This window comes from Actinorhabdospora filicis (genome assembly GCF_030269765.1).
In the GTDB taxonomy this organism is placed as follows: Bacteria; Actinomycetota; Actinomycetes; order Mycobacteriales; family Micromonosporaceae; genus Actinorhabdospora; species Actinorhabdospora filicis.
Window position 1 is genome coordinate 692,008 of record NZ_BSTX01000004.1, and the last position, 12,838, is coordinate 704,845.

Genomic DNA, 12,838 nt, shown 5'->3' on the forward strand with positions numbered 1-12,838 from the left:
GGTGAATAGGGTGCGGCGGCCCGAAGCCGCCGCACCCCGCCTCACCGGGCTCGCCGCGTCCGCCGCCACCAGTACTGCCCCGTCAGCGCCATCACCACCGGCCCCCACAGGGCCAGCGGCCCGTAGGCCGCCCAGAACACAGGCACCTGCCAGCCCGCCAGGAACAGAGTGCTGGGACCGCCGGTGATCTTCGTGCCGAAGGGCACCAGCAGCAGCCCGTAGGTGAAGACCAGCAGCACGAGCGAGCCGAGCCCCGCCGGGATCACCGCCGCCGGGACGGGGACGCGCCACCGGCCCAGCCGCTCGCCCCAGCGCGCCACCAGCCCGAAGCAGAGCAGCGCGAGCCCTTCGCTGACGAAGAACAAGGTGATGACGTAGGGCAGCCCGGCGTGCCCGGTCACCCCCGGCGGCGGGATGGTCATCGGCGCGTCCAGCGCGTGGGCGAAGCGCCACGCGCACGACGGCAGGATCAGGAAGGGCAGCAGGACCGCCAGCCGCACCGCCCACCGGGGCGCGCCCTCCGCGACGGCTCCGTGGAGCCTCACGCCGCCACCGCCCGGGTGCGGCGGCGGTAGTAGTGGACGGTGAGGATCGCCAGCAGCGGCGGCCACAGCGCCAGCGGCGCGTAGCAGACCCAGAAGACCGCGACCTGCCAGCCGTGCAGGATCAGCCCGTCGGGCTCGCCGTTCAGCTTCATGCCCAGGGCCGAGGTCGCCATCGCCCACGGGAAGATCAGCAGCGCCACCGAACCGAGCGCGGCCGGGATCGTGGCGGCCAGGACCGGGATGCGCCACCCGAAGACGCGTTCGCCCCAGCGGGCGACCAGGCCGAAGGCCAGGAACGCCAGGGCCTCGCTGACCACGCTCAGCGCGATCACGTACCAGAGCCCGGAGAGCGGGCCCTCGTCCGGCGGGGCGTCGGAGTGCTCCAGGATCGGCACGTTCAGGGCCAACAGGATCCGCCAGATCCCCGAGGGCAGGGCCAGCAGGCTGATGACGAGGGCGGTCCGGACGGCCCAGCGGGGGACACCGGCGGCGAGCTGGCCGTGCAGGCGGCTCAGACGGCTCATGACTACTCCTTGATGGGGAACGCCATGAGCCTCGCGCCGGACGGGGGCCGCTCACGTCCCGCGCGGGAGGGGACACCATCCCCCGGGCAGGGGAGAGGACGTGCCGGCCGGTGACACCGGCCACAACCACGGGGACGGTCCCGGGCACGGGAGTGGCCCCCGTCACCGCCGCCCGCGTGAGGCGCCCGCGAGGCCGCGACCCGCACCACACCGCCCGGCCTCGTCACCCGCCGGGGCGTGCGGATAGACTTCGCAGCGGACACCAGCGCCTCCCCGCCCCCGAATCACCTCGGGATTTTCGCGCGGGGTAGACTCGCGGACTGTTGTGCGAGCGTACGGACACCTACGTGAAACGTGTGTGCCCAGTTCAGGTACGCTCAGGCGATCGGCGCGGTCTTCGCGCGCCCACACACCGACGATGAGAGCAAGGTAGACCTGTGCCTACGTACAGCCCGAAGCCGGGTGACATCACTCGCGAGTGGCATGTCATCGACGCGACCGACGTTGTGCTCGGCCGTCTCGCCACCCACGCCGCCACGCTGCTGCGGGGCAAGCACAAGCCGACGTTCGCGCCGCACGCGGACACCGGCGACTTCGTGATCATCGTCAATGCCGGCAAGGTCGCCCTTACCGGTAACAAGCGTGAGCAGAAGATCGCCTACCGTCACTCCGGCTACCCGGGCGGTCTGAAGAAGACCAAGTACTCGGAGCTGCTGGACAACAAGCCCGAGCGCGCTGTCATGCTCGCGATCAAGGGCATGCTGCCCCACAACAAGCTCGGCCGCCAGCTGCTCACCAAGCTGAAGGTCTACGCCGGCGCGGAGCACCCGCACGCCGCGCAGCAGCCGCAGCCGTTCGAGATCAAGCAGATCGCGCAGTAGGCGCGGCTAAGGAAGCGTGAAGGAACAGATGACCGAGCCGACGACCGCCGTTGAGGCGACCGACGACATCACCGCCGACGTCCCGGCCGTTCCCGCCGTGGACGAAGTGCCGGCCGTTCCCGCCGTGGCCGAGGTCGCCGCGCCGTACGTGCCGCGCATGGACAAGCCCGTCCAGACCGTCGGCCGCCGCAAGAAGGCGATCGTCCGCGCTCGCCTGAAGCCGGGCACGGGCAAGTTCGTGCTGAACGGCCGCACCCTGGAGGACTACTTCCCCAGCGCGGTCAGCCAGCAGATCGTCAAGGAGCCCCTGGTCACCATCGACCGGGTCGAGACCTTCGACATCTTCGCCAACCTCAAGGGCGGCGGCATCACCGGCCAGGCCGGCGCGCTGCGCCTGGCGATCGCCCGCGCGCTCATCGAGATCGACCCCGACGCGCGCCCGGAGCTCAAGAAGGCCGGCTTCCTCACCCGGGACGCCCGTGCCACCGAGCGCAAGAAGTACGGCCTGAAGAAGGCCCGCAAGGCTCCGCAGTTCTCCAAGCGGTAACCAGATCCTGGCGTTCGAAGCCGCCGGGGACGTCGTGCGGCGTTCCCCCGGCGGCTTCGGCGTATTCAGCAGACGGAAGGTTTTCGGTATGGGTCGGCTGTTCGGTACCGACGGGGTGCGAGGCCTCGCCAATGACAAGCTCACGCCGCAGCTGGCGACGGCCCTGGCCGAAGCCGCTGTGCACGTGCTTTCTGACGCGGGCAACAAACGCCCCTTGGCGCTGATCGGCCGCGACTCGCGCGCCAGCGGCGAGATGCTGGAGGCCGCCGTCATCGCCGGTCTGCTCAGCGTCGGCGCCGACGTGATCCGGGTCGGCGTGCTGCCCAGCCCCGCGATCGCCTACCTGACCGCCGACACCGGCGCCGACATCGGCGTCATGCTGTCGGCCAGCCACAACCCCATGCCCGACAACGGCATCAAGTTCTTCGCCGCCGGCGGCCACAAGCTGCCCGACGAGGTCGAGGACCGCATCGAGGCCGCGCTGGAGCGCGAGCACCCGCGTCCCACCGGCGCCGAGATCGGCCGCCTGCGCGACCTCACCGACGGCGCCGAGCGCTACACCGCGCACCTGGTGTCCACCGTGGACGCCGACCTGTCCGGGCTCAAGATCGTGGTCGACTGCGCCAACGGCGCCGCCTCCGACGTCGCCCCCGAGGCCCTGCGCCGCCTGGGCGCCGAGGTCATCGCCATCCACGCCGAGCCCGACGGCCTCAACATCAACGAGAACTGCGGCTCCACGCACATGGACTCGCTGCGCGCGAAGGTCCTGGAAACCGGCGCCGACATCGGCTTCGCCCTCGACGGCGACGCCGACCGCTGCCTCGCCTCGGCCGCCGACGGCTCCGAAGTGGACGGCGACGCGATCATGGCGATCCTGGCGCTGCACATGAAACGCGCCGGGAACCTCGCCGGCGACACCCTCGTCGCCACCGTCATGAGCAACCTCGGCCTCCACCACGCGATGCGGGACGCCGGAATCACCCTCGTGACCACCGCCGTCGGCGACCGCTACGTGCTGGAAACCCTGCGCGCCAAGGACTTCAGCCTCGGCGGCGAACAGTCCGGGCACATCGTCATGCCCGCCTACGCCACCACCGGCGACGGCACCCTCACCTCCCTCCACCTGGCCGCCTCCGTGGTCGAGACCGGCAAGGGCATCGGCGAACTCGCCGCGGTCGTCCGCCGCCTCCCGCAGGTCCTGCTGAACGTCCCCGTCGGCGACAAGAACGTGGTGAACACCCAGGCGGTCCGCGACGTCCTCGACGAACAGGCCGGAGTCCTCGGCGAGGACGGGCGGATCCTGCTGCGGCCGAGTGGGACCGAACCGCTGGTGCGGGTGATGGTCGAGGCGGACACTGCTGAACGCGCGCACGCGGTGGCGGACACGGTGGCCGCCGCGGTGCGGGCGGGGTAGGGCGGGGGCACTCGCTTGAGAGGAGAGCCGGGGCGGCGCCCCGGCTCTTTTTGTGGGTGCGTGGGTGCGTGGGTGCTCGCGGCCGGTGGGTTGGCTGCGGCTCTGCGTGGTGCTCAAGGGGCTTTGCCCCCTGGACCCCCACCAGGGAACTCCGTCCCCTGGACCCCGGAAGTCAAAACACTTCCCCCGAGCCGGAGGCGGGCTTAGCTCCTCGGCACACGGTGATTCGTGGCTCTGGGGGTTGGTTGCGCCGCTGCACGCGCGCGTCCGGCTTCACCACACGATCAAGACACTTCTCTCACGTGGGTGGTCGCTGCCCTGTCTTGGCTTGCGGCTGCCCTTGCCCTGCGGCTGCCGCTGGCCGTCCACTTGGGACGGCCGCGCAGCCTTCATAGGGTGTCCCGCCGAGATCATCATCGGAAGCGGCGCGGTTTCATTGGAAGAAGTAGCCGCGTCCTGCGCACCGGCGGAACACCCACCACGCTAACCCCGCCCACCCGGGCCGGCAACCGCTTATGGACCCACCACTCCGGTTTCGGAGTGTGACGGGCCCGCCGCGTTCGGCTAGGGTCGATTCCATGCCCTCGCGCAACAGGTTCCGCGCGTTGTCCGGCGAACACCGGTTAGGTGCCGTCGTCCGCGTTCACCGCGAGCGTCATCCCGTCTGGTCCGGGTGGGCCAGGTACGCCGCCACCGTGGCGGGAGTCGCCGCGGTGCTCTGCGCCGTGCGCGATCCCGACCTGTCGGTGTCGATCCTGCTGGCCACCGGCACCGTGATCTACGGGCACGCGCTCCTCGCCGAAATACCCGCGCCCGCCGGGCGGCGCTGGATCGCCGTCTGCGACGGCGGATTCATCGTCGTGTCCGAATGGGACGGACCGGTGGCCATGCGCTGGACATCGGTCAACGCGACCCTGCGGGTCACCCGCAAAGGCGTCTCCTGGACGCCGTACGTGTTCTACCAGCCCTACCAGGTCTACGGCCGGACCACCGACGGGCGCGCGCTGTGCGTCCCCATCGGCACGTTCGTCGCACAGGACCTGCTGGTGGAGACCATCGAAGCCCGCGTCTCCGAGCGGCTCATGGTGCGCGCCCGGCGCGCGCTGGAAGCCACCGGCCGCGCCGACTTCGGGCCCGTGTCGATAGTGGACGGCGGCATCGAGGTCCGGGTCGGCGACCTGGAACTGACCGTGCCGCGCAAGGCCTTCCTCGCCGACGACTCGCGCATCATGCTGCTGACCCCACCGGAAGGGTATCCGCAGCTGGCGGCCATCCCGGTGAACCGGGTGATGCTGCGGCTGCTGGCCGAACGCCGCGAAGGCGTGAAGTCCATTGAGGACGGCCGCGAGGCTTAATGCGTTGAGGCGCCCGTGAGGCGTCCGTATGGTTGGGATCGCGCTCCTCCCGGTGCGCAGACCGCGGCTACTTCGGGTCGAGGGTTCGAATCCCTCCATCCCCTCGGGGATGTAGCTCAGATGGCAGAGCAGGACCGGACCTTCTCCGGCTGCCCGCGGTCGGCTTGTTCTCGGGAGGGCGTCCAGGCATGGGCACCCGGTGCGCAGACGAGGGTTACTTCGACTGTTAATCGGGAGGTCGCGGGTTCGAGTCCCGCCCGGATCCACCAAACCATGGGTCCGGTAGCTCAGAGGCAGAGCGCCAACGTTCCTTCGTCACTTCGATCTCGGGTGCCCTTGCGTGGACGTACGTCCCTCCCATTCCCTCAAGGTGCCAGTTCCCTAAGGTGGTGTCTTCAGCCATGGCCCGATTCAACAAGACCGCCCAGACGCGGCGCCATTCTGTTCCGACCGCCGAGCGCGGCATGGGCCACCGGCGGGACGCCAAGGGTGAACTGTTCCTGCTCGCGGTGTCCACTCTGGGCGGTGCGAACGCCTTCTACGAGTCGGCCGAGGAGCGTGACAAGCGCCTGGTCGGCCTGGTCCGCAAGGTCGCGGTGAGCGATCCCGACTGGATCGCGGCGTTCCTGTCGTGGCTGCGGAACACCGCCAACCTGCGCAGTGTCTCGCTGATCGGCGGCCTGGAGGCCGCTAGCGCGCTGGCCGCCGTGGGCATCCCCGGCGGGCGGTCCATCGTGGACTCCGTCCTCCAGCGCGCCGACGAGCCCGGCGAGGCCCTCGCGTACTGGTTCGCCACCCACGGGCGGGTCATGCCCAAGCCCGTGAAGCGGGGCATCGCCGACGCCGCGACGCGGCTCTACGACGAGTTCGCGCTGCTCAAGTACGACACCGCCGCGCGCGGGTTCCGCTTCGGTGACGTCCTGGAGCTCACCCACGCCAAGGCCCGTACCCCCGAGCAGGGCGCGCTGTTCCGGCACGCCATCGACCGGCGCCACGGACGCGGTGAGGCGATCGCGGAGTCGCTGACCACGCTGCGGGCCCGCGCCGAGCTGATGGCGGTCCCCGTCAAGAACCGCGCCCGGGTGGCCCGGGACGCCGAGCGGCTCAAGTCCGCCGGGATGACCTGGGAGGCCCTCGCGGGCTGGAAGCAGAGCCCGATGGACGCCGACGCGTGGCGCTCGGCCCTGCCGACCATGGGTTACATGGCGCGGCTGCGGAACCTGCGCAACCTCGACCAGGCCGGGGTGGACGACGCCACGGCCGCGCTGGTCGCCGAGGGCCTGGCCGACCCGGCCAAGGTCGCCCGGTCCAAGCAGCTCCCGATGCGCTTCCTGGCGGCGCACCGGGCGGTCGGCTCGCTGCGGTGGGCGTCCTCGCTGGAGGCCGCGCTCAACCACAGCCTCGCCAACGTCCCGTTCCTGCGGGGACGGACGCTGGTGCTGGTGGACCGCTCCGGCTCGATGTTCTTCTCGACCTCGGAGGCCACCGGGCTGAAGTTCGCCGACCTGGCCGCCGTCTTCGGCGCGGCGCTGGCGCTGCGGGCGGAGAAGGCCGAGCTCGTGGAGTTCGGCACCACCTCGCGCGGTGTCGGGTACCGGCGCGGCGACTCGGTCCTGACGGTCGTCGGGCGCTTCCACGACCTCGGCGGCACCAACACCGAGGCGGCCGTCAAGCGCTGGTACCGCAACCACGACCGGGTGATCATCGTGACCGACGAGCAGTCGGCCGGCGGCGACCCGCTCGCCTCGATCCCCGACACGGTGCCGGTGTACACGTGGAACCTGGTCGGCTACCGCGTCGGGCACGGCGTGCCGCGCGGACGCCGGTACACCTTCGGTGGCCTCAGCGACGCCGCGTTCGGCCTGATCCCGCTCATCGAGGCGGGCGAGGACGCGCGCTGGCCGTTCTGAAAGACCGGGAACGTCGTGAAGCCCGGCTCGTCATGAGCCGGGCTTCCTCGCCGTCACCACCCCCGGCGGTCCAGCCACCCCTCGTCGCGCAGGTGGTCCAGGACCTGCTTGACCGCCTCGTCCACGCCGATCTCGCTGGTGTCGACCGACAGGTCGGCGTCGGTGGGCGTCTCGTACGGGTCGCTGATGCCGGTGAAGGACCCGATGATCCCCGCGCGGGCCTTGGCGTAGAGGCCCTTGCGGTCGCGGCGTTCGCACACCTCCAGTGGCGTGGCCACGTGGATCAGCACGAACCCGCCGCCCGCCTCCTCGGCGGCCGCGCGGGCCTCGGCCCGGGTGGCGGCGTAGGGGGCGATCGGGCAGCAGATCGCGATGCCGTGATGGCGGGCGATCTCGGCGGCCACGTAACCGATGCGGCGGATGTTCAGGTCGCGGTCCTCGCGCGAGAACGTCAGCCCGGCCGACAGCAGCCGCCGGACCACGTCACCGTCCAGCAGCGACACCGTCCGCTCACCGGTCTCGGCGAGCGCGTCGTAGAGCCCCCGCGCGATGGTGGACTTGCCCGAGCCGGAGAAGCCGGTGAAGAACACGACCAGGCCGCGCTCCCTGCGCGGCGGGCGCGAACGGCTCAGCTCGGCGGCCACCGCCGGTGGCGTGTGCCAGTCGGGCAGGCCGGAGCCGCGGTCGAGCAGGTCGGCGATCTCGGCGGGGGTCTTCTGCCCGCGCCGGAACCGCGGCGGAACGTCGTCGAGGGGCCGCCACTGGCCGTCGCGGATGTCGTAGCCCAGCTCGCGCGGCACGATGACGCGCACGCCCGCGCTGGACACCGTCCCCCCCAGGGACAGCAGGTGCGTGACGCCGTAGGCGGCGGCGATCTTGGCGCGCAGCAGCCCGTCGCGGATCTCGTCGCCGCGCGGCGCCAGCGGCACCGCCACGACCGTGCACCTCGGGAGCCGGTCGCGCGCGGCCAGCACCGCCCGCACCAGCGCCTCGGCGGGCAGCCCCCCGGGGCCGGCCGAGGCGATGGGCAGCAGCAACAGGACGTGGGCGTTCAGCGCGCGGGCGGTGTGCGCGATCTGCGCCAGCTGCGGGCGGTGCAGCGGCCGCTCGGCGATGACGCCGAGGACCCGCCCGTCGGGCAGCGAGGCGCGCACCACCGCCGGGGCGGTGCGCATCTTGCGGAAGGGACCGTGCGCGGGTTCGGCGATGCGCCGGACGGGTCCGGCCAGCCGCGCCGAGCCGGGCCCGGCGGGGGTGATCTCCAGGACCTCCACCGCGGCCACGGGCGCGCCCTCGGGATCGGTGAGGACCAGGACGCGGTCGCGCGGCGCGCGCGGATCCAGCCGCGCGGCCAGCTCGGCGGGCACGTCGAGGGTGATCGGGACCGGCCACGGCCGCCCGTCCGCCAGTTCACCGCGCGCGACCACCGAGGCCACGTCGGCGGCCGTCAGGAACCCGGTCAGCGGCTCGTACGCGCCCGTCAGCAGCAGCTCCAGATCGGCCAGCTCATGTGGCCGCGGCGTGCAGGTCGGCGCGTTGGCGAGTACCTCATCGGGAAGCACCCATTCGCTCAAGGCGGCATCACCCCCGACAGGAGTGTCCCAGGCTCCTGTGACATCCGTCGAGGGGGATCATGCTCACGGTGCTATTTCCGTCCCTCTTTGTAGAAGTAGACGAACGCCAGGACCAGCAGGAGCGCGATCAGCGCCCGCCCCCGCCACCGTTTCAGCTTCGAGCGCGCCTTGGGCGACACGAACCACGCGATCGCCGCGATCACCAGGAACATCCCGGCGAACGCGATCAGGGCCGTGGGCAGCCGTTCGTCCATGCGCTTCTCCGCCTTCCCAAACGTGTCACTCGATTCTGCCGTGCCCCCCGGTGTTCGCCCGGGCCGGATAGCGTTGCTCACACCGAGAACGGGGGTGACGGGCCATGACGGCTTGGCAGGACAGTGGATACCCGCTCAAAGCGCATGACGGTTCCCCCCACCCGGTGCGCGTCGGCGTGGGTCCCGACGCCGTCCTCCTCCCGTCCGGCGCGGCCGGACTCTGGATCGACACCGGCTCCGGCGCCGTCCCGCCCGTCGTCGGCGTCGACGACGCCCCCGCCGTCTGCGGCTGGGGACGCGCGCTCATCGCCGTCCCACCCGGCCGCCACCTGATCGCCGTCCAGCTGCAGGGCACCTCGGAGTGCGAACGCCTCGCCGACCTCGCCGAGGGCGAGGTCACCGCCTGGGAGTACCGCGAGTCCCGCTTCGGCGGCCGGGGCGTCCTCGGGCCGCCCGGCGTCCGCCCCGGTGGCCTGTCCGGATCCCGCCTGCTCGCCGCGATCCTGCTGGTCCAGGCCGTGGCGATCGGCGCGGCGGCCGTCCTGGGCCGCTACGGCGGCTGGCTGTCGGCGATCTTCGGCTGGATCCTGTGCACGGTCCTGGCGGCCTGGCTGGTGTCGCTGCCGGTCCGCGCCCGCGGACGCGCCACCACCCGCCGCCAGTCCGGCCCGCCCGCCGAGCGCGCCCCCGGCGTCCACCTCCTCGCGCCCCTGCGCGGGCCCGAGCTGCCCGCGCTCGCCGCGGGTGAGGGACGGCTGCTGCTGGCGGTGTCCACCGAGAGCGGTCCGGACGCCCCCGCCGACGGCTGGCGGGAGGCGCCCGAGGTGACCGTCGACGGTGAGCGCGTGCCCCTCGCCAACGGCCGCTGGTGCCTGAGCCTGCCCGCCGGGACGCACTGGCTGGAGGCCTTCGCCGACGGGCGCCGGCTGGACCTGGGCGTCCGCGTCATCGAGGGACGCACCACCGGCTATGAGCTGACTCAGCGTTCCGGGGAGGACGGGACGGTCCTCGCGGCCCATCTGGAGCGCCGGTTCAGCCCACCGGGTTCGACCCCGGCGGGCGTCGACGGCATCGCGTCCACATCCGACGAGGGTTATTAACGGAGGTCGATGCGGCCGCCGGTGATGGCGAAGCCCGCCTTCAGGAACGCCGCCTTCATCGGCAGGTTCGGCAGGTCGGTGTGCCCGCCGACCGACTCGGCGCCGTTCTCGGCGTGGATGTGCAGCATCTCGGCGAGCAGGTCGTGCACGTACCCGTTGCCGCGATGGCCCGCGACGACCGTGATGTAGCAGATGATGGCGCTGTCGTAGTTGCGCGCGGGGAAGATCGCCCCCACGACCTCACCGTCGGCGTTCTCGGCCAGCCGCCACCAGTCGCGCCCGGCGGGGTAGTCGGCGAATCCGGCGACCTCCTGCTCGGCGGTGGCCTGCGCGCCGAGCTTCTCGCAGTCCTCGCGCGTGTAGGCGTCCAGCGTGCCCGGGAAGCCCTCGCGCACGGCGTCGACGAACTCCTCGTCGGTGCCCTCACGGAACCTCAGCCGCGCCGAACGCTCCGGCAGCCCCCGCTCGGCCGTCCAGCGGAATCCGTGCCGCTCGACGAAGACCGACAGGCCCGCCCGCTCGGCGGCCGCGACCCGCGCCTCGACCTCGCCGCGCAGCGGCGTGTCCCGCCACCCCGCCGGGGTCCGCAGCGCGTACTCCGGACGCGGATCGGCGTCCTGCGTGGCATATGCCGCGCGCATCAACCCGGCGCCGACCTCGACGTCGTCCCCGGGCTCGAACCAGTCGACGACCTTCGGCGCGGTATCGGCCGGGAAACCCCAGAACGCCATCCGCCCCCGCACCACACCGCCCTCGATCGCCACCCACATCCAGTGCGGCTTGTAGTGCCCCTCGGCCAGGTTGCGGCGCCAGTCAACCTTGTCCTCGTAACCCACACCCTCCACAGGCGCGTGCGGATAAGCGCCGAACAGCTCGGTGTCGCCCTCGCCGAGAGACCGGAAAACCAGCCCCGGCCAGTAGTCCAGCTGCACCGTGACCGTCCGGAACCCCGCCCGGTCGAAGGCCGCCTTCATCGGCGCGTTCGCCAGGTCGGTACTGGCCGTGACGACCGTCCGCCCGTTCCCGGCATGAACGTGCAGGCCCTCGGCCAGCAGATCGTTCACGTACCCCCGCCCACGATGATCGGCGGCGACCGTGATGTACCCGATGCTGGCACTGTTGGAGATCACCGTCGGGAAGATCGCACCGACCACCGCACCACCGGCGTCCCGCGCCAGCCGCCAGTCGTCCCGCCCCGGCAGCGTGATCACACTGTCGAGCAACTGCTCGGCGGCGAAATCCTCACCCCGCGCCAGATCGGTGACCGTGTGCCCATCGAGAGTCCCCGGCAACCCCGCCCGAATCGCCGCGAGAAACTCGGCATCCGTCCCCGGCACGAACGTCAACCGAACCGACCGCGCCGGCAGCCCGTCCGAGGGCTCCCACCGGAACCCGAAGCGCTGCTGCGCCACGACCAGCCCGGCATTCTCGATCGCCGCACACCGATCGGCGATCTCACCGGCGATATCATCCCGCGAACGCCAATCCGGCGGCATCAGAAGATTGAACTCGGGCTCCCCCATCCCACCCCGCCCCACAGCGGCATAAGCATGAGCGGCGAGCAACGTCCCCACCGCCACCCGATCGGCGGAATCACCCAGCTCGAACCAGTCGAGAGCCAACGGCGCAACCGAATCCGGACGCCCGAAAAAAGCCGCCCGAGCGATCACGACATCATCGCGAACAGCGACGAACGTCCACTCCGGACGCACCTTGCCCTGCGCGAGCAGAGCGGAATAGTCCTGCGAAGCCTCACGCCCGACAGAGGGGTGAGAGGAATGCGGATAAGCGTGAAAAAGGTGAAGCGTATCCGGCGTGAGCGCACGGATGGAAAGCGAAGAAGTCATGCGGTTCCTTACGGAGAGAGCGTATGCGCTCCCGAAGAACCGGGTCAGCCCGCGTGAGACGGAAGCTGGGAGCGCGTAACAGTGAGAGTCGACATCGCACTCGCCTCCTTCCGGGAACAGGGCTGATCCTGCGACGGCCGAAACCGTAACACGGAAGAGCGGAGCTAGCAAGATCGACTAGGGGAAGGGGTATCGGCGCAGGTAAGCCCGCCGCGAGGACGAGACGCAGGGTGGAGCGGGTGCGCCGCGTAGCTGCGGGCGATGGCGAGATGAGGCGAGGCGGGGCGGGGGAACTGGGCCGGGGCAGTGACTGGCTGGCAACGGGGTCAAAACCCGGGTGGGGAACCGGCTTGTTGTTTTAGACCCGGGCAAGGTGACTGGCTCGCTACGGGGTCAGAACCCGGGTGGGGACGATAGCTTGTTGTTTTAGAGCCGCACTGAGACGGCCCGTAAGCCGCAGAACAAACCTCGCCCCGCGCCCGGCTTGTGCGGGGGCTGTCTCGGGATAGGAGAGGATCCTCCCTCGGTCGGCCGGATGGTTCTTCGAACGAGGGTTCTCGGGGTGTCAAGACAGCTCTACCGTCTTGACACCCCGGGGTTCATCGTTCACCGTCGCAAAGGCCGAACGCGGGTGGAGCCTCCCGAGAGAGGTCCGGCGTCCAGGGGCCGCACCCCTGGTCAGGTCCTAGGGGTGAAACCCCTGACCAGACGGCGACCGTGTCATAGCCGCAGCGCAGTGGATACATCGAACACGGACGATCCGCGGGGCGCCAAACAAGAAGCACGACAAGCTGCAACAGGCGTCGGAAACAAACAACCCCCGGGCCAGGGATGCCCGCTGAGACCGGGTGAAACGGCCCCGGGTGATGGGTAGCGGCCGCACGGGA

The 12,838-nt window shown here is 71.2% G+C and carries 11 protein-coding genes; 6 read left to right on the top strand and 5 right to left on the bottom strand.

Translation table 11 applies throughout. From position 1 onward, the window contains the following. Positions 1 to 41 precede the first annotated feature (41 nt). Positions 42 to 545 carry a hypothetical protein gene (locus QSK10_RS28310; RefSeq protein WP_285666235.1) on the bottom strand — a complete coding sequence of 168 codons (504 nt, stop codon included), beginning with the start codon at positions 543 to 545 and terminating at the stop codon, positions 42 to 44. Continuing rightward, positions 542 to 1,069 (bottom strand): hypothetical protein, encoded by a 528-nt coding sequence (locus tag QSK10_RS28315; protein WP_285666236.1) that lies wholly within the window; start codon positions 1,067 to 1,069, stop codon positions 542 to 544. Before QSK10_RS28315 ends, QSK10_RS28310 begins: the two co-directional genes overlap by 4 nt. A 437-nt stretch (positions 1,070 to 1,506) precedes the next feature. On the opposite strand from QSK10_RS28315, the gene rplM reads away from it, so the two are divergent. The 5 genes from rplM to QSK10_RS28340 all read left to right on the top strand — a co-directional run bounded on the left by rplM (position 1,507) and on the right by QSK10_RS28340 (position 7,176). After that, positions 1,507 to 1,950: a 50S ribosomal protein L13 gene (gene rplM / locus QSK10_RS28320; protein WP_285666237.1), complete on the top strand. Its 444-nt coding sequence runs from the start codon at positions 1,507 to 1,509 to the stop codon at positions 1,948 to 1,950. A 28-nt stretch (positions 1,951 to 1,978) separates the two neighbouring features. After that, entirely contained in the window at positions 1,979 to 2,497 is a 519-nt protein-coding gene (gene rpsI / locus QSK10_RS28325) for a 30S ribosomal protein S9 (RefSeq protein WP_349497709.1), read from the top strand. An 88-nt stretch (positions 2,498 to 2,585) separates the two neighbouring features. Beyond that, positions 2,586 to 3,911 carry a phosphoglucosamine mutase gene (gene glmM / locus QSK10_RS28330; RefSeq protein WP_285666238.1) on the top strand — a complete coding sequence of 442 codons (1,326 nt, stop codon included), beginning with the start codon at positions 2,586 to 2,588 and terminating at the stop codon, positions 3,909 to 3,911. Positions 3,912 to 4,606: 695 nt separating this feature from the next. After that, positions 4,607 to 5,266, top strand: a complete 660-nt coding sequence (locus tag QSK10_RS28335) for a hypothetical protein (protein ID WP_285666239.1) — start codon at positions 4,607 to 4,609, stop codon at positions 5,264 to 5,266. Between the two features lie 401 nt (positions 5,267 to 5,667). Continuing rightward, positions 5,668 to 7,176, top strand: coding sequence for a TROVE domain-containing protein (locus QSK10_RS28340; protein WP_285666240.1), 1,509 nt, complete (start codon positions 5,668 to 5,670; stop codon positions 7,174 to 7,176). A 53-nt stretch (positions 7,177 to 7,229) separates the two neighbouring features. On the opposite strand, the gene cysC is transcribed toward QSK10_RS28340, so the two are convergent. Further along, positions 7,230 to 8,750, bottom strand: coding sequence for an adenylyl-sulfate kinase (gene cysC, locus QSK10_RS28345; RefSeq protein WP_285666241.1), 1,521 nt, complete (start codon positions 8,748 to 8,750; stop codon positions 7,230 to 7,232). A 71-nt stretch (positions 8,751 to 8,821) separates the two neighbouring features. Further along, positions 8,822 to 9,004 carry a hypothetical protein gene (locus tag QSK10_RS28350; RefSeq protein ID WP_285666243.1) on the bottom strand — a complete coding sequence of 61 codons (183 nt, stop codon included), beginning with the start codon at positions 9,002 to 9,004 and terminating at the stop codon, positions 8,822 to 8,824. A gap of 104 nt (positions 9,005 to 9,108) precedes the next feature. On the opposite strand from QSK10_RS28350, the gene QSK10_RS28355 reads away from it, so the two are divergent. Further along, on the top strand, positions 9,109 to 10,104 hold the full coding sequence (locus tag QSK10_RS28355; RefSeq protein WP_285666245.1) for a hypothetical protein: 996 nt from the start codon (positions 9,109 to 9,111) through the stop codon (positions 10,102 to 10,104). Here QSK10_RS28355 and QSK10_RS28360 read toward each other — a convergent pair. After that, positions 10,101 to 11,951, bottom strand: coding sequence for a GNAT family N-acetyltransferase (locus tag QSK10_RS28360; protein ID WP_285666247.1), 1,851 nt, complete (start codon positions 11,949 to 11,951; stop codon positions 10,101 to 10,103). The two genes, QSK10_RS28355 and QSK10_RS28360, sit on opposite strands and share 4 nt — an antisense overlap. Positions 11,952 to 12,838: the final 887 nt, after the last annotated feature.